Consider the following 18,085-nt stretch of genomic DNA (forward strand, 5'->3'; position numbering starts at 1 on the left):
TTAGTCCTCCAGCCACTCAGCAACACATCACCGCTCTCCTTAGCAGGTGATATTTTTCTGACAGCCGGTTCAAGGATAGGCAATGATCATTAGCGCGCAAAAACTTCCTGCCCTCAACATACAACACCCTCATCCGGCTGCAAGCGCTCCAAGGGTGCCGCTTACCGACGTTGCCACGCTCAGCGCCGCGAACATGCGCCCTGCCTTGCGAGCGCGCAGAGACCTGCAAGGTTCAATGCCTGCTTCCAACCCACGCCAAGAGAAAATCAACCAATTCGCCGACGCCCTGGTTGAGCGTGGTGACCGCCAACTGGCCGCCGATATTGCCAATGGCCTGATCCGCGTCAAGCTGGAGAAAAACGCATCTGTTGAATCCGAGCAGATAGCAATCCCAAATGACTCCACTTTCCGTCAGCGCTGGAGCGAACTTGCGAATGCACTGCACTCGGAGCCGTTCAAATCGTTTGCGCAGGCCAATGATATTGACCTCAATACCATCATGATAGATAACGTAGGGAGGTTGATTGCGCTCAAAAATGACACGTCCTATGACATCTACTCACGGACGGATGACGATTGGGCGCATGCTTCGGTGGACGTTCTGGCGGCAGTGGAAAAACTATCCATTTGGGACCTGACCACCTTCTCTGACAAGGATGTCGTGTCCCTCAGAAACCTGATCGCGTTTTACGATTTGCCTCGATCCACTACCGGTGATGACGTGCTGCCTATCATCGAAAAACTGTTGAAAGGCACTTTCCCGGCGCCGGACAAATCCAACAAACATTACACACAGCTTGTTGCCAAGCGCGACCAGGAAAAAAAAGAGGCCCGCCAGGCGATCGCAGACTTACCGCCGCATCAACTGAACCAGCGCCTGGCCGAGTTCGCCCCGTTAACGGCCTCAGAAAGAGTAAAATGCGCTGACAAAGAGCTGGCGGCGCTATGCAGTCAGGCATTGATTAAGCTGTTGCCGGAACCGCGTAGCACAAACATGGGGCTGTCGGCCTCTGAGATTATCCTCAACGAAATTCCGGAATATTCGACATTTAACCAGACGCGCGCGCACCTTTTAAAAGCGCTGAGCAGCGACGTTTTTACAAACTTTTTACAAAAGAACAATATCACTGCTTCCAGCATCAGGTTCCTTCCAGACAGCGGGGAATTGACAGGCAAAGTTGAAGGCCAGGACAAGACCTTCACCTTGAACGATGTTTCGGATTGGCCTGATATCTGGGAAGAAATCAAGAATGCCGTCCAGCAAATGGCAGGAGGCTCTGGCGCTGCCGTTAAATATCCGGCCGCATCTGCGTCATTGGACGAAGTGATGCGGTTTTACAACGAGCCGGTCCCTGAACGACAAGGTTCAACACAACAGCCTGTGGTGAGCGTCCTGCGTCGAATAGCAGAGATGTCACAAAACAAGGGTTTCAAAGCATTGGTGGACACAACCGGTAACAATGCGGCGTCCCAAGCCGTGCGCAAGCGACAGCAGGCAGTGAGCAATCAACTCTCTGACACGTCCATTAAGCCATCCAGGCTTGAAGCCCTGGCGCAAGCGATTAAATCCAGTGACGCTGACTCAGTGGAAACAGAAGCAGAAAGCGCCGAAAGCGCACTGGCCATCGCCATGTACCGCGCAATGCTCGTAGTGAAGGCCGATCCCACCCAAGCCTCCAACAAAATCATCGATTCGATACCGCACGACAGTCTATTCGGACAATGGTGGGATTACCTTGGCAAGGCGCTGAATGCACGCGGGTTCATCGCGTGGGCCCGCGAACAGAAAGTGGACTTGGCGTCCCTGCGCTATGACCCCTCGGACCAGGCGCTGGTCGGCAAGGTCAATGGCATGGACCGGCGTTATACCGCCAATGATTTTGCGGAAAAATACCCTGGGTATTTTGACGTGCTCACGCCAGTGTTGAATGCCGCAGCGCCCTTCGCAACACGTGGGGCACCAATGAAGCTGCCGGGAACCATCAGCACCAATGCACCGTTTGAATCGGTGTGCAATTTTTATGGTATCAGCACCCACTACAGTGGCCCGGCCTTCGCACAACAAACGCAGATGATGGGGCGAACACAACAGTTCCCGACGCCTGTTGAAGACACGGATCAAATCGTGAACGATTTGATCCGAAAAAAAACAGCGTTGGGGGACAGCAATGATCGATACGCCCTCATTGATCAGCTTAAGATCGTCAATAAAGACGAAGGCGGCTCCACTCGGATCAACGTCGACCCTGACTCGTCCCATCGACCCAAGGGTAACAGGACCGTCCAACAGTTTGTCCTGGACAACAACTGGAACAACGTCACGTCGACTCGGCAGACCGACAACCTGTTAAAGGCGTTGCAGACACCTGTCCCTCAATCGCCGCCTCTGGGCAATCTCTGGGGGTTTCTCTCCACCAAACTCCCCCTCAGCGATGAGCAGCGCAACAAGGTGACGCTGTTCGTCAAAAACAATATCGCCCCACACAACAGCCTCTGGAGTTATTTAAGTGCCGGTATTACTGGCCTCAGTACCCAACCTGACAAAGCTCTGGAACAGTTGCTGTCCAGTGATAAAGCCGTCGAATTTGCGGCGAAACTGGAAATCGACATGGAGGGGCTCACCACCGCGACCAGCCTTAAGCAGTGGCTGTTGACAGCCCTGACGCTGGAGCTCGATCCAAAGGCAGGCGCTTCGCGCAATACGGTTGCAGGCTTCGACTTCATGCACGCTGATAACTGGGGACTTCACCCCAATGAAATCAGCGAGCGCTTCGATCAACACTTGATTGACACCGCAAAGGTACCAACGTCACTTGCCCCGCTCGCCTCGCATTTGCTGAAGTCCGGTATGGCACCACAGTTTGTACGCAAAGACCTGCCGTCATCAGCGACATTGGGCTCCTGCGAGTTTGCGATCTACACGATGGGGGTCAATCTGGTCGAGCTGATCGCCCCCGGTGCTGCCACCGGCATGAGCGATGAGCAGGTCATCCGGTTTATCGGGATTGATCCCATCTCCGATGATGAAACTCAACAACGAGCCATGGCCGGGATGAATCCGGTGATGGATTGGGCAATCAGCAATGGCTACGTCGTGAAGAATGACAACGATGAATATACCCTCGAACAAATGGCAACAGCGCAAAAAGCCCTGAACAAACAAAACACCGAAGTGTCTGCCGCCGGAAAGTTTCTAAGTACCGTGAAAGCGCCCAACAGGCGAGCGATGACCCTGGAAGCGTTGCGTGCAAAATTCGGTTCCAATATCGACTTCCAGAACACCTTCGAATGGGAAAAAGTCTGGTTAATCTTTTCCGGTGTTAGAGCGACCGTCGCTTCGGTCTATGAGGCCGGCCGCCTGGGCGAATCATGGACCCCTGAAACACAAGGAGTGGACTTCGAAAATTTTCGCAGGCACGCCTCCGAATTACCTGTCATAAATGACAAATTCAATGACGCTATAGAACAGGACTACCCCCAGCGCAGGCATCACTATATTTCGCACCTCAAGGATATGCTTAGCAGATTACCCCTGAAGACGCGCGTCGCCCTGAAGAATGGCGGTATGAATCTTTTCGCCGTGGGGAATACCGGCGGTATCGTGATTGACCTCGACCACTACGGGGAGAAGTACGCGCTCGCCTTCTATCCGGCCTCTGGAAAAATAATACAAATTCCAACTATCGACCGGTCGGTGTATCACGGAAAACCCGTCAACTTAACGATCGACTTGAAAGCCTTCCAAACCGGTGCAGAGCCAAAGCCTGAACTCGTCCCCAACGTTGTTTTGACGCCCCTCGACCGTGTCGATCCCGACATTTATAAAGGGGGCAGGCGATTGTTGCTGGCCGAGCAGGCAGGCACGACTCCCGCCAACTACGAAAGTATCAGGTTCCAACACTTGGCCGAGGTGCTGGTTGACTCGGCCTACCTGCACAAGGCCAGTTTCATCAACAAACAACGTGGGCACAACAACGTTGAAAATGCGCTTAAACCCAGTGATGTTTTCCTGGGTTTCATGAAAGTAGTACCCGGTGGCTCAAGTATTCTGGACATTTACAACGGCGAGTATAAGAAAGCGGTATACGACCTGGGCGTCGATATCATCTTGTATGCCGCCACGGAGGGTGTGGGCAAACTCTGGACATTGGCAAAATCCAGCGCAGCCTGGGCGGCCGCCAAGGTGTCTGCCAAATTCATTGAGAAGTTCGGCGCCAAAGAAGGTGAAGAGATTGTACTGAGGGACCTTACAGTCAACAGTACTTCGCAGAGCCTCCTTTCAACTCATCGACTGCAGCACAGTCATCTGGCGGAACTGCGCAGCGAGGGGTTTGTGCAGCCCTCCAACATGGCAGACGGTATCGTCACCAGCGCCGGTACAGCCGAGCCGGTCAAAGTGACCGCGATGTTCCAGGACGGTCACTGGTACGATTACGATAGTAAAACAGCACAAGCCGGCGGACAGGTGCTGAAAGGGTTCGTGTCCGACACAACATCACTCGTGCAAAAAGAAACCTTTTCAGACGGCACCTCAGCGCTGGTAGCGCAAAAATCATTGGCCGAAGACGCCTTTACCCTCCCGCGCGTCAATGGCTTTGACCTGATCAACGAGGGCAAGGTCTACCGTTACGATACCCACGCACCTGGTGTATTAACTGACCTGGAATCGGCCGATCACTTTAAACCGCTCGAAGGTTTCGAGGCGATCTGCCGAGCCCCGACAGGGCTTACTGGCCGATTCAGGCGCGGTGCCAATGACACCTGTTTCTCCAAGATCATCGATAACGTATCCAGTGAGTTGACCCAGGAACTGCAGGCGCTTGAGCACGTGCGGCTGTTCCCCTCGGAACCGAAGCTGTTCAAAAAGGATCAGTTCGTCATTTTCGAACGACGCCGGTTTAAGTTGGTTGAAGGTGAAATGGGCCCCCAACTGATGCCCGTCCTTGATAAAAATCGCATCACCTACAAGGACGTTGTCAAAGGCACGATCAAACAGGATGCACAGTTCGGCTTTTACAATGCGCAACCCACTGACGCGTTGGCTCGGGAAAGCCGGGTGGTGAAGCTCAGCAGCATCAGCACGGTGTGCGATGACAAGCGCGAGCTGCGAGGTATCGTGGTTAAGGACTCGATCACCGGCAGTACCCATCAATACTTGGTGATCGAAGCGGATATCGGCGAGTTTTACTTTGCGAGATTAAACAAAGCACCTGGCGACGAACTGACCTTTATAAAATGCACACCCAGAGAGTTACCGTTGGTCAAGAGCTATAAGGCTAAGCTCAACATACGCCAAGGCGTTTCCAACATTCCCATTGATCACGATTTTATTGCCTTGCCGAAACTCGATAGGGCGTTTCAAGCGCTGGAGCGTTCTGGCTATACGAGGCAGAAAGTCGATGAGCTAAAAGTCTATTGTAGAGAGATGACCCCGGAACAGCAGCGTGAAGTCGTTTATCAACTGCAACGGCACGACGCGATCGGTAAAGCCGACATCGCTCTAAAGCCGATACAAGTGGCCGCATTGGATAAACCTGCTGATTTCGCAACCAGAACGTTGGAACAGCAGAACAAATTCTATGCAGAGCAAGCCAAATCCAATGTCAATCTTGGAATGAAAGCCACAGGGCTGGGACCCGGCAATCAAGTGCGTTCCACGGCGGATAAGGCGCGTGCGCAAGCCGCATTTGATACCATCGGTTGGATACGTCGTACTGCGGAGAGCCACGCGCCGAATCGCGCCAATCTCGTGCTTAAAACCGGGGCTGGCAACTGCGGAGAAATGGCGATTTTGTCCAAGGACATTATTAACAAGAGCGGCGGTAGAGCCTATGAATGGCATGCATCGGATGCTCACGCGTTCACGGTGGTGGGTGGACCCTCAACGTTACCGTCAGGGACCGTCGACTTTTCAGAGCAAGCCTGGAAAGACGCCTGGATCGTGGACCCATGGACCGATATTGCCTGTCCCGCTCGCGAGTACACGCAGAAACTCAAGGAAGTCATGACCCAGTGGGAACGTAAAAAGATAAAGATATTGGAGGGAGAGGCATTAATCAGCCCGTTGGATAAAAACTGGATGGAAAATCTCATAACGAAACCAAAAAATCCCTATCCTTACGGGTATAACCGCTCCTGAACACCCTACGCAGCAACAAGCGCGCCGTCACCGTGTTATCGGCGCGCTTTACCCAAACCTAACCTGACCTGCCAACCAGTGCAAAAAAGTATCAGTCACCGTGCACCCAAGGATTTGTCACAACCGCATTTCAGGGCTGTAATCAACGCACACTCTTCCTGATTGCTTGTAGGAAGACACAACAACAATAACTGTCCTTCTGCAGCCCTCCGGGCGCGGAAATGGAGTGCGCGATGAAGTTCACAGCAAAAGCACTGCTTGTTTCTACCTGCATGACCCTCAGCGCCGTCAGCCTAGGCGCGCAGACCCTGACCATTGCCACCGTCAACAACAGCGACATGATCCGCATGCAAAAGCTCTCGAAAACCTTCGAGGCCGAGCATCCGGAAATCAAGCTGAACTGGGTGGTACTCGAAGAAAACGTGCTGCGCCAACGGCTCACCACCGACATCGCCACCCAGGGTGGGCAATTCGACGTGCTGACCATCGGCATGTACGAAGCTGCACTGTGGGGCGCCAAGGGTTGGCTGGAACCCATGAAGGACCTGCCGGCGTCCTACGACCTCGATGATGTATTCCCTTCGGTGCGTGACGGTTTGTCGGTCAAGGGTTCGCTGTACGCCCTGCCGTTCTACGCCGAAAGCTCGATCACCTACTACCGCACCGACCTGTTCAAGGACGCCGGGCTGACCATGCCCGAGCACCCGACCTGGACCCAGATCGGCGAATACGCAGCCAAACTCACTGACAAGTCCAAAGAGCAGTACGGCCTGTGCCTGCGCGGCAAGGCCGGTTGGGGCGAAAACATGGCGTTGATCACGACCCTGGCCAATGGCTACGGCGCGCGCTGGTTCGATGAGAAGTGGCAGCCGCAATTCAACGGGCCTGAGTGGAAAGACGCGCTGAACTTCTACGTCGACAATATGAAGAAATCCGGCCCGCCGGGCGCTTCCAGCAATGGTTTCAACGAAAACCTCGCGCTGTTCAACAGCGGCAAGTGCGCGATCTGGGTCGATGCCAGCGTGGCCGGCTCGTTCGTCACCGACAAGACCCAGAGCAAAGTGGCTGATCATGTCGGTTTCACCTTCGCCCCCCACGAAAAAACCGACAAGGGCACCTCGTGGCTGTACTCCTGGAGCCTGGCGATCCCCACCAGTTCCAAGGCCAAGGACGCTGCCAAAGTGTTCACCACGTGGGCGACCTCCAAGGAATATGGCGCACTGGTCGCCAAGACCGATGGCGTGGCCAACGTACCGCCAGGTACACGCACCTCGACCTACAGCGACGAGTACATGAAAGCCGCGCCGTTTGCCAAGGTGACCCTGGAGTCGCTGAAAGTCGCCGACCCGACCAGGCCGACCCTCAAGCCGGTACCGTATATCGGTATTCAGCTGGTCACCATTCCCGAATTCCAGGCGATTGGTACGCAAGTGGGCAAATTCTTTTCCGGTGCCCTGACCGGTCAGCAGACGGTTGACCAGGCGCTGGCTGCCGCGCAGACCACCACCGAGCGTGAAATGAAGCGGGCGGGTTATCCCAAATAAACCGGGAATACCACAGTAAATGTGGGAGGGGGCTTGCCCCCTCCCACACTGACCGCACTCCGATTCATGCTCCGCACTGGTCTTGATTGCCATGAATACAACACCCAAAAACCGTCTGGCCAACCCCGGCTGGTTTCTCGTCAGCCCTTCGGTGGCCTTGCTGCTGTTGTGGATGATCGTGCCGCTGGGCATGACCCTGTACTTTTCGCTGATCCGCTACAACCTGCTCTACCCCGGCGAAAACCAGTTCGTGGGGCTGGAAAACTTCACCTATTTCGTTACCGACTCGGGCTTCCTGCCCGGTGCCACCAACACCCTGTTGCTGGTGGGCAGCGTGCTGTTAATCAGCGTGGTGTTCGGCGTGTTGATCAGTGCCCTGCTCGAAGCCAGCGAGTTCCTCGGCCGTGGTCTGGTGCGGGTGATGCTGATTTCGCCGTTTTTCATCATGCCCACCGTCGGCGCGCTGATCTGGAAAAACCTGATTTTCCACCCCGTGTCGGGGATTCTCGCCGCCGTGTGGAAGTTCTTCGGCGCAGAACCGGTGGACTGGCTGGCGCACTACCCGCTGCTGTCGATCATCATCATTGTGTCGTGGCAATGGCTGCCCTTCGCGATCCTGCTGCTGATGACCGCCATGCAGTCCCTGGACCAGGAACAAAAGGAAGCCGCGCGCCTGGACGGTGCCGGCGCCATCGCGATCTTCTGGCACCTGACCCTGCCGCACCTGGCCCGCCCGATTGCGGTGGTGGTGATGATCGAAACGATCTTTTTGCTCTCGGTGTTCGCCGAAATCTTCACCACCACCAACGGCGGCCCCGGTTACGCCTCGACCAACCTCGCCTACCTGATCTACAACCAGGCGCTGGTGCAGTTCGACGTGGGCATGGCCTCGGCCGGCGGCTTGATCGCCGTGGTCATCGCCAATATCGCGGCGATCATCCTGGTGCGGATGATCGGCAAAAACCTGACTGACAAGCCTTGAGGGCCGCGCCATGACGCTTCAACAATCCCGCCGCCTGCAAAGCCTGTTGCTCGGAACCCTGGCCTGGGCCATCGCGATCCTGATTTTCTTCCCGATCTTCTGGATGGTGCTGACCAGCTTCAAGACCGAAATCGACGCGTTCGCCACCCCGCCGCAGTTTATCTTCACGCCGACGCTGGAGAACTACCTGCACATCAACGAACGCAGCAACTACTTCGCCTATGCGTGGAACTCGGTGCTGATTTCGTTCAGTGCCACCGCCCTGTGCCTGCTGATCTCGGTACCGGCCGCCTACTCCATGGCGTTCTATGAGACCAAGCGCACCAAGGGCACGCTGCTGTGGATGCTGTCCACCAAGATGCTGCCGCCGGTGGGCGTGCTGATGCCGATCTACCTGCTGGCCAAGAGCTTTGGCCTGCTGGATACACGCATCGCGCTGATCATCATCTACACCCTGATCAACCTGCCGATCGTGGTGTGGATGGTGTACACCTACTTCAAGGACATTCCCAAGGACATCCTCGAAGCCGCGCGCCTGGACGGCGCCACCCTGTGGCAGGAAATGGTCCGCGTGCTGCTGCCGATCGCCAAGGGTGGCCTGGCGTCCACCGTGCTGCTGTCGCTGATCCTGTGCTGGAACGAGGCGTTCTGGTCGCTGAACCTGACCTCGTCCAGCGCCGCGCCGCTGACCGCGTTGATCGCCTCCTACTCCAGCCCCGAAGGTTTGTTCTGGGCCAAATTGTCCGCCGTCTCGACCCTAGCCTGTGCGCCCATCCTGATCTTCGGCTGGATCAGCCAGAAGCAACTGGTGCGTGGCTTGTCCTTCGGCGCCGTCAAATAATAATTGCAAGCGGAGGCCCATCCCATGGCCAACCTGAAAATCAAGAATCTGCAAAAAGGCTTCGAAGGTTTCTCGATCATCAAAGGCATCGACCTGGAAGTGAACGACAAGGAATTCGTGGTGTTCGTCGGCCCTTCGGGCTGCGGCAAGTCCACCCTGCTGCGCTTGATCGCAGGGCTTGAAGAAGTGAGCGAAGGCACCATCGAACTGGACGGGCGCGACATCACCGAAGTGACCCCGGCCAAGCGCGACCTGGCGATGGTGTTCCAGACTTACGCGCTGTACCCGCACATGAGCGTGCGCAAAAACATGTCGTTTGCCCTGGACCTGGCCGGCGTCGACAAGAAGCTGGTGGACAGCAAGGTCAGCGAGGCGGCGCGCATCCTCGAGCTGGGGCCTCTGCTTGAGCGCAAACCCAAGCAACTGTCCGGCGGCCAGCGTCAGCGCGTGGCGATTGGCCGGGCGATTGTGCGCAACCCGAAGATCTTCCTGTTCGACGAACCGCTGTCCAACCTCGACGCCGCGCTGCGCGTGCAAATGCGCCTGGAACTGGCGCGCCTGCACAAGGAGCTGCAGGCGACCATGATCTACGTGACCCACGACCAGGTCGAAGCGATGACCCTGGCCGACAAGGTGGTGGTGTTGAACAGCGGGCGCATCGAGCAGGTCGGCTCGCCGCTGGACCTCTATCACCAGCCGGCCAATCTGTTTGTGGCGGGTTTCCTCGGCACGCCGAAAATGGGCTTTCTCAAGGGCAAGGTCACGCGGGTCGAATCCCAGAGCTGTGAAGTGCAACTGGACGCCGGCACCTTGATCAACCTGCCGCTCAGCGGCCCGACCCTGAGCGTCGGCGGCGCGGTGACCCTGGGCATTCGCCCGGAGCACCTGGAAATCGCTGCACCGGGCCAGACCACCCTGACCGTCACCGCCGACGTCGGCGAGCGCCTGGGCAGCGACACCTTCTGCCACGTCATCACCGCCAGTGGCGAGCCGCTGACCCTGCGTATCCGCGGCGACATGGCCAGCCAGTACGGCGAAACCCTGCACCTGCACCTGGACCCGGCGCACTGCCATCTGTTCGATACCGACGGTGTGGCCGTGGCCCGCCCACTCCGCGCTGCCGCCTGATTTCGCGAGTATTTTCTGATGAAACTGAATAAACAGAACCTCACCCTGTTGGCTCCCGAAGTGAAGTTGCCGGGCTACGCCGTCGCTGACACGCGCCAGGGCATCGCCCATATAGGCGTTGGCGGCTTCCACCGTGCGCATCAGGCTTATTACACCGATGCGTTGATGAATACAGGTGAAGCGCTCGACTGGAGCATTTGCGGCGTTGGCCTGCGGGCCGAGGACCGCAAGGCCCGTGACGACCTGGCCGGCCAGGGTTACCTGTTTACCCTCTATGAGCTGGGCGACACCGACGACACCGAAGTGCGCGTGATCGGCTCGATCAGCGACATGCTGCTGGCCGAGGACGGCGCCCAGGCGCTGATCGACAAACTGGCCGACCCTGCCATTCGCATCGTCTCGCTGACCATCACCGAAGGCGGCTACTGCATCGACGACAGCTCCGGCGAGTTCATGGCGCACCTGCCGCAGATCCAGCATGACCTGGCGCACCCTGCGGCGCCGACCACCGTGTTCGGGTTTATCTGCGCGGCGCTGACCCAACGCCGCGCCGCCGGCACCCCGGCGTTTACGGTGATGTCCTGCGATAACCTGCCGCACAACGGCGCCGTCACGCGCAAGGCGCTGCTGGCGTTCGCCGCCCTGCACAATGCCGACCTGCACGACTGGATCAAGGTCAACGTGAGTTTCCCCAACGCCATGGTCGACCGCATCACGCCCATGACCAGCAGCGCGCACCGCCTGCAACTGAACGACGAGCACGGCATCGACGATGCCTGGCCGGTGGTGTGCGAACCCTTTGTGCAGTGGGTGCTGGAAGACAACTTCGTCAACGGCCGCCCGGCCTGGGAAAAAGTCGGGGTGCAGTTCACCGATGACGTCACGCCCTATGAAGAAATGAAGATCGGCCTGCTCAATGGCAGCCACCTGGCGCTGACCTACCTGGGCTTTCTCAAGGGTTACCGGTTTGTGCACGAGACCATGAATGACCCGCTGTTTGTGGCGTACATGCGTGCCTACATGGACCTGGACGTCACGCCAAACCTGGCGCCAGTGCCGGGCATCGACCTGACCGCGTACAAACAGACGCTGGTGGACCGCTTCTCCAACCAGGCGATTGCCGATCAGCTGGAGCGTGTGTGTTCGGATGGCTCGTCGAAGTTTCCCAAGTTCACCGTGCCGACCATCAACCGTTTGATTGCCGATGGCCGTGAGACAGAGCGTGCCGCGCTGGTGGTGGCGGCCTGGGCGCTGTATTTGAAAGGCGTTGACGAGAACGGCGTGAGCTACAGGATTCCCGACCCGCGTGCAGCGTTTTGCCAGGATCTGGTGAAGGATGACGCGCTGATCAGCCAGCGACTGCTGGGGGTGGAAGAGATTTTCGGCAAGGCTATTCCCAACTCGCCCGAGTTTGTGGCAGCGTTCGAGCGGTGTTATGCAAATTTGCGCGATCATGGCGTCACTGAAACCCTGCAAAACCTCCTGAAGAAACCGGCTTAAAACTGTGGGAGGGGGCTTGCTCCCTCCCACATTGACCGCATTTCAATCCAATAATAAAACTGCTGAGCACTCCCTCATGACCCAGCAAAACCTGTTTCTCGGCATCGACTGCGGCACCCAGGGCACCAAGGCCATTGTGCTCGACGCCTCCACTGGCAAGGTGCTGGGCCTGGGCGCCGCTGCGCATACCCTGATCAGCGGCGCCAACGGCCGCCGTGAACAGCACACCCAGGAATGGCTGGATGCGTTCACGCAAGCCACCCACCACGCCCTGCAACAGGCCGGCGTGGACGGCCGGGACATCCTCGGCATCGGCGTTTCCGGCCAGCAACATGGCCTGGTGCTGCTCGACGACGACGGCCAGGTTCTGCGCCCGGCCAAGCTGTGGTGCGACACCGAAACCGCGTCCGAGAATGACCGATTGCTGCAGCACCTGGGCGGCGAACGCGGTTCGCTGGAGCGACTGGGCGTGGCGATTGCGCCCGGTTACACGGTGTCCAAGCTGCTGTGGACCCGCGAACAGCACCCGGATGTATTCAGCCGCATCGCCCATATCCTGCTGCCCCACGACTACCTGAACTACTGGCTGACCGGCCGTGCCGTAGCCGAATACGGCGACGCGTCGGGCACCGGCTATTTCAACGTGCGCACCCGTGAATGGGATGTGGCGCTGCTCAAACACATCGACCCCAGCGGGCGCCTGGAAGCGGCCCTGCCCGAGCTGATCGAAGCCAACCAGGCCGTGGGCACGATCCTCCCGGCCATCGCCGAACGCCTGGGCATCAACCCCCACGCCATCGTCTCCAGCGGCGGCGGCGATAACATGATGGGCGCCATCGGCACCGGCAATATCGCGCCGGGCGTGATCACCATGAGCCTGGGTTCATCCGGCACTGTCTACGCCTTTTCGGAGCAGCCCAACATCAGCCCCCAGGCCTCGGTGGCGACTTTCTGCTCCTCCAGCGGCGGCTGGCTGCCGTTGATCTGCACCATGAACCTGACCAACGCCACCGGGGTGATTCGCGAGCTGTTCGAGCTGGACCTGCCGGCCTTCAACGCCCTGGTGGAGCAGGCCCCGATGGGTGCCGACGGCGTGAGCATGCTGCCGTTTCTCAACGGCGAACGCGTGCCCGCCCTGCCCCATGCCACCGGCAGCCTGCACGGCCTGACCATGACCAACCTGACCCGTGCCAACCTGTGCCGCGCCGTGGTCGAAGGCACCACCTTCGGCCTGCGCTACGGCCTCGACCTGCTGCGCGAAACCGGCCTGCAAAGCCAGCGTATCCGCCTGATCGGCGGCGGTTCGAAAAGCCCGGTGTGGCGACAGATGGTTGCCGATATCATGAACACCGAAGTGATCTGCACCGAACAACCCGAAGCCGCCGCCCTCGGCGCGGCGATCCAGGCAGCGTGGTGCCGGAGCGGCGAATCCCTGGCCAGCCTGTGCGACAAATGCGTCAGCGTCGACCCGGCCAGCCGCACGTTGCCGGTGGCGGCCAACGTCCTCGCCTGCCAACAGGCTTACGAGCGCTATCAACAGCACGTGGCAACCCTTTAAGAGCGAACGACTATGTATCTGGTGTGTGGTGAAGCGCTGTTCGATTTTTTCAGCGAGGAAGATGCCGACGGGCAGGCCGCCAAGCTCAATTACCGGGCGATTGCCGGCGGCTCGCCGTTCAACGTGGCAGTCGGCCTGCGCCGCCTGGGCATCAAGGCCGGCCTGTTTGGCGGGTTGTCCACCGACTTCCTGGGACGCCGGCTGTTGCAGGTGCTCAAGGACGAAGGCGTCAGCGAGCGGTTTGTGCTGGCGTTCGCCGCCCCCACCACCCTGTCGATGGTTGCCGTGGGAGCCGATGGCTCACCGCAGTACAATTTTCGCGGCGAAGGCTGTGCCGACCGCCTGCTGGAAATCGCCCATCTGCCTCACCTGAGCGATGAGATTCGCGGGCTGCATGTCGGCTCTTACTCGCTGGTGGTGCAGCCGATTGGCGATACCCTGCTCGAGTTGGTCAAGCGTGAAAGCGGCAAGCGCCTGATCAGTCTCGACCCCAACGTGCGCCTCAACCCGCAGCCGGATATCCAGCTGTGGCGCGAGCGCGTGGCGCAGCTGGCACAGCATGCCGACCTGATCAAGGTCAGCGATGAAGACCTGCACCTGCTCTACCCCGACCAATCGCCGGAAAGCGTGCTGCAGGGCTGGCTGCAGCACCGCTGCCAGCTGGTGTTCCTCACCCGTGGCGGCGACGGCGCCAGTGTGTTCAGCCGCCAGCATGGCACCTGGTCGCAACCGGCGATGAAAATCGTGATGGCCGACACCGTAGGTGCCGGCGATACCTTCCAGGCTGCGTTGATTGCCTGGTTGACCGAGCATCAGCTGGACTCGGTGCAAGGCCTGCACCAGCTCACGCGCGAACAGATCGACGCGATGCTGGGCTTCGCGATTCGTGCCTCGGCCTTAACCTGCACCAGGACCGGCCCGGACCTGCCGTACCGTCGGCAATTGGACTGAGCCTGCCCGGGCGAAAAAAAAGAACGGCAACAGCCGTTCTGACAGGGGCTCGACGTTTAACCGAGCCTGGGGGTCATCGATAAATCGACCCGATGCGTTTGGCAGGTTCCTGCGTATGCTTGAGGTCTTCACGCAACCCGGTGATCAGATTGCAGATAGCTCGGCTGCTGTCGAGCTTTTCGGCCTTGATGCCTTTGACCTCCAGATCCACTCGGTCACGATCACGCTCGTCATACACTTTGATCGTCAGCGAAGCGTCTTCGGCTTTAATGCATTCACACCGCTTGGGCAGAAAACTTCCTTCAATGATGCTGCGTAGTTCCAGTTCCGAAAGCATGGCTAACCTCTCCTTTTATGAGACTGCCAACTAATTGTTATGTGTCTGGCGGGCACCTTCCCGCCGCGTCCTGCCGACCCTGGAAGACGCTTTCACTTAATAAGCGTACTCGGCAAAACTGGCGCGCGTTGTAACTTTTCCTCATAAGCTGACGCGCCGTTTATATAACTGAATCTGGAACTATCACAGCGGCATGAATCCTCGTCGAACGGCTTCGATTAAACGTTTAACCCAACAAACTCGGTTAAACATCTTGAACTTGCAGAAATATATCGCAAACTTTTAACCCCGTCGTTGCTGGCTATTCCACCCTGCAGGGGGGTGAGGTGACAACCCTCCCCCTGTCCCCCTGCGATCAAATCAGGCCACCTGCCTGGTACCGGCCCTGGCTTCCAGCTCACGCACCAGCGGCAGCACGCGCTGGCCGAAGTACTCGACCTCCTCTTGAAAGTGCAGGAACCCGGCCAGTATCAGGTCCACACCCACCGCCTTGAGTGCCACGATGCGCTCGGCGATTTGCTGTGGCGTGCCGATGAGGTTGGTCTTGAAGCCGTCGTTGTACTGCACCAGGTCGGCAAAGCTGGACTTGGCCCAGTTGCCCTCGCCTTCCGGTGACGCCCTGCCCGCCTGTTTGGCCGCATCACCAAAGGCGTTGACCGCTTCCGGGTCCGCCTTGTCGATGATTTCCGCAAGTACTGCGCGGGCTTCCTCCTCGGTGTCGCGGGCAATGATAAAAGCGTTCACACCCACCTTGACCGAATGGTTGTTGGCCGCGGCCTTGGTGCGAATATCGTTGACCTGGGCCTGGATGCCTTCGGGCGTGTTGCCGTTGGTGAAGTACCAGTCCGACACCCGCGCCGCCATGTCCCGCGCGGCCCGCGAGCTGCCGCCCTGGAACACTTCCGGCTGGCCCAGTGGCTTGGGCTTGAGGGTGTAGTTGTCGAAGCGATAGAAGTCACCTCTGAAGGTGAAATTGTCCTGGGACCAGATGCCTTTGAGCGCGCGGATGAATTCTTCGGAACGGCGATAGCGTTCGTCGTGCTCCAGCCAGTGTTCGCCGATGGCCTGGAACTCGCCCTTGAACCAGCCGCTGACGATATTCACCGCGATGCGACCGTTGGTGAGCTGGTCGATGGTCGCCAATTGCTTGGCCGCCAGCGCCGGCTGCCAGGGGCCGGGCAGAATTGCAGCAATCACCTTGAGCTTTGTAGTGGCGGCCAGCAGGGCATGACTGAACGCCACCGACTCATGCTGGTTGTCGGCGCCATAACCCGCCGTGAAACGGATCTGGGTCAGGCCATATTCGAAGCCGGCGGCTTCGGCCAGTTGCGCCAGTTTGCGGTTGTAGTCGATGCCCCAGTGGGTGCGCTGTTCGATCTTGCTCACCACCAGCCCACCGCTGACGTTGGGCACCCAATAGGCAAATTTCACGGCTTGCTGACTCATCTTGAGGTTCCTCGCACACAGGGATGTATCAAGCCTTGAGCAGCAAGCGTGCCAGGCTTCGGTAAAGGCCCGGCGCACAAGGGTTGCGTCCGTAAAACGGGCTCTGGCCATACCCACCGAAAACTGTCACCGATTGCGGCGGTTTGTCGATCCACTGTTGCTGGCGCAACAGTCAAAGGCACCTGGCTCCTGTAAACACGGGCTGTCGCACCCGGCACGGAGTGTGCAATCCCCCTCGCACATGATCACTGCCCAGGAGCCGTCACCCATGACCGAACACCATGTCATCAATCCGTTGTCCATCGGCGTCGACTACCCGGCACTGGCCGCCCGTTTCCGGCCGATCTTTGAGCGTATCGCCGAGGGCGCGCTTGAGCGCGAACACACGCGCACCCTGCCCCATGAACCGATCCAGTGGCTCAAGCAGGCCGGCTTCGGTGCGGTGCGCGTACCGGTGGAATATGGCGGTGGCGGCGCTTCGCTGCCGCAGTTGTTTGAACTGCTGATCGAGTTGGCGGCCGCCGACTCCAACGTGCCCCAGGCCCTGCGCGGGCATTTTGCGTTTGCCGAAGACCGCCTGAACGCGCCACCAGGCGCCGGTCGCGATCTGTGGTTCAAGCGGTTTGTCGACGGCGATATCGTCGGCTGTGCCTGGACCGAAATCGGCACGGTGGCGATGGGCGATGTGGTCACCCAGGTCAGCCCCAACGGCGAGCAATGGACACTCAATGGTGAAAAGTTTTACAGCACCGGCAGTATTTTCTCTGACTGGATCGACGTGTATGCCCGGCGCAGCGACACTGGCGGCGACGTGATCGCGGCCACCCGCACCCACCAGCCGGGCGTGGTGCAAAGCGATGACTGGGACGGTTTCGGCCAGCGCACCACCGGCAGCGGCACCACGCGCTTCACCGATGCGGTGGTGCATGCCGAGGATGTGATCGACTTTGCCACCCGCTTCAAATACCAGACCGCGTTCTATCAGCTCGTACTGTTGGCAACCCTGGCCGGCATCGGGCGAGCGGCGCTCAAGGATGTGGCCAGGCAGGTGCGTGACCGCCAGCGCATCTACAGCCATGGCAATGCCGCGCATGTCAGCCAGGATGCGCAAGTGCAGCAGGTGGTGGGTGAAGTCGCAGCGCTGGTGTATGCCGCCGAGGCCAGCGCGCTGAAAGCGGCGCTGCCGGCGCAACGCGCCTACCTGGCGCGGTTCGGCGGCGACGACGCTGCAGAGCGTGATGCCAATGTGGCCGCCGAGATTGAATCGGCGACCGCGCAGGTGGTGGTCTCGGAACTGATCCAGCGCGCCACCAGCCAATTGTTCAATGCGCTGGGTGCCTCGGACGTGCGTCAGGGCAAGGCGCTGGACCGCCATTGGCGTAACGCCCGCACGGTGTCGTCACATAACCCGGTGATCTACAAGGCGCGGATTGTCGGGGATTGGGTGATCAACGGCAGCGAACCGCCGTTCGTGTGGCAAATCGGTAATGGCCCGAAACAAGCCTGAAGCCCTACTGGGTCGAATGCTGGAACCTTTGTGGCGAGCGGGCTTGTTGTGGCAAGCGGGCTTGCCCCGCGTTGGGGTGCGAAGCGCCCCTCATCAAGGAACATGCGGTGTACCTGACACTGCGTAGAGGATGTTTTGGGGCTGCTGCACTA

At 58.8% G+C, this 18,085-nt stretch carries 11 protein-coding genes; 9 read left to right on the forward strand and 2 right to left on the reverse strand.

Annotated features, from left to right (window positions below; translation table 11 throughout):
• Nucleotides 1–82 precede the first annotated feature (82 nt).
• The 8 genes from TU79_RS18665 to TU79_RS18700 all read left to right on the forward strand — a co-directional run bounded on the left by TU79_RS18665 (nucleotide 83) and on the right by TU79_RS18700 (nucleotide 14,643).
• Nucleotides 83–6,139, forward strand: coding sequence for a hypothetical protein (locus tag TU79_RS18665; RefSeq protein ID WP_231986838.1), 6,057 nt, complete (start codon nucleotides 83–85; stop codon nucleotides 6,137–6,139).
• Nucleotides 6,140–6,411: 272 nt separating this feature from the next.
• A complete protein-coding gene (locus TU79_RS18670) occupies nucleotides 6,412–7,683 on the forward strand; it encodes an ABC transporter substrate-binding protein (RefSeq protein WP_414896201.1) in 1,272 nt (423 codons plus the stop codon).
• Between the two features lie 91 nt (nucleotides 7,684–7,774).
• Nucleotides 7,775–8,665: a carbohydrate ABC transporter permease gene (locus TU79_RS18675; protein WP_057009372.1), complete on the forward strand. Its 891-nt coding sequence runs from the start codon at nucleotides 7,775–7,777 to the stop codon at nucleotides 8,663–8,665.
• Between the two features lie 10 nt (nucleotides 8,666–8,675).
• Nucleotides 8,676–9,506 (forward strand): carbohydrate ABC transporter permease, encoded by an 831-nt coding sequence (locus TU79_RS18680; RefSeq protein WP_003233033.1) that lies wholly within the window; start codon nucleotides 8,676–8,678, stop codon nucleotides 9,504–9,506.
• A gap of 24 nt (nucleotides 9,507–9,530) precedes the next feature.
• On the forward strand, nucleotides 9,531–10,634 hold the full coding sequence (locus TU79_RS18685; RefSeq protein ID WP_057009373.1) for an ABC transporter ATP-binding protein: 1,104 nt from the start codon (nucleotides 9,531–9,533) through the stop codon (nucleotides 10,632–10,634).
• A gap of 18 nt (nucleotides 10,635–10,652) precedes the next feature.
• Nucleotides 10,653–12,134 carry a mannitol dehydrogenase family protein gene (locus TU79_RS18690; protein ID WP_057009374.1) on the forward strand — a complete coding sequence of 494 codons (1,482 nt, stop codon included), beginning with the start codon at nucleotides 10,653–10,655 and terminating at the stop codon, nucleotides 12,132–12,134.
• Nucleotides 12,135–12,210: 76 nt separating this feature from the next.
• A complete protein-coding gene (xylB, locus tag TU79_RS18695) occupies nucleotides 12,211–13,692 on the forward strand; it encodes a xylulokinase (RefSeq protein WP_057009375.1) in 1,482 nt (493 codons plus the stop codon).
• Nucleotides 13,693–13,704: 12 nt separating this feature from the next.
• Complete coding sequence (locus TU79_RS18700; protein WP_057009376.1) at nucleotides 13,705–14,643, forward strand: carbohydrate kinase family protein; 939 nt, start codon at nucleotides 13,705–13,707, stop codon at nucleotides 14,641–14,643.
• Nucleotides 14,644–14,716: 73 nt separating this feature from the next.
• Here the strand turns inward: TU79_RS18700 and TU79_RS18705 are convergent, their stop codons facing one another.
• Nucleotides 14,717–14,980, reverse strand: a complete 264-nt coding sequence (locus TU79_RS18705) for a DUF1652 domain-containing protein (protein ID WP_057009377.1) — start codon at nucleotides 14,978–14,980, stop codon at nucleotides 14,717–14,719.
• Nucleotides 14,981–15,340: 360 nt separating this feature from the next.
• A complete protein-coding gene (gene sfnG, locus TU79_RS18710; RefSeq protein ID WP_057009378.1) occupies nucleotides 15,341–16,426 on the reverse strand; it encodes a dimethylsulfone monooxygenase SfnG in 1,086 nt (361 codons plus the stop codon).
• A gap of 268 nt (nucleotides 16,427–16,694) precedes the next feature.
• Between sfnG and TU79_RS18715 the strand changes: the two genes are divergently transcribed.
• Complete coding sequence (locus TU79_RS18715; protein WP_057009379.1) at nucleotides 16,695–17,933, forward strand: acyl-CoA dehydrogenase family protein; 1,239 nt, start codon at nucleotides 16,695–16,697, stop codon at nucleotides 17,931–17,933.
• Nucleotides 17,934–18,085: the final 152 nt, after the last annotated feature.

Source organism: Pseudomonas trivialis, assembly GCF_001439805.1.
GTDB classification, from domain to species: Bacteria; Pseudomonadota; Gammaproteobacteria; order Pseudomonadales; family Pseudomonadaceae; genus Aquipseudomonas; species Aquipseudomonas trivialis.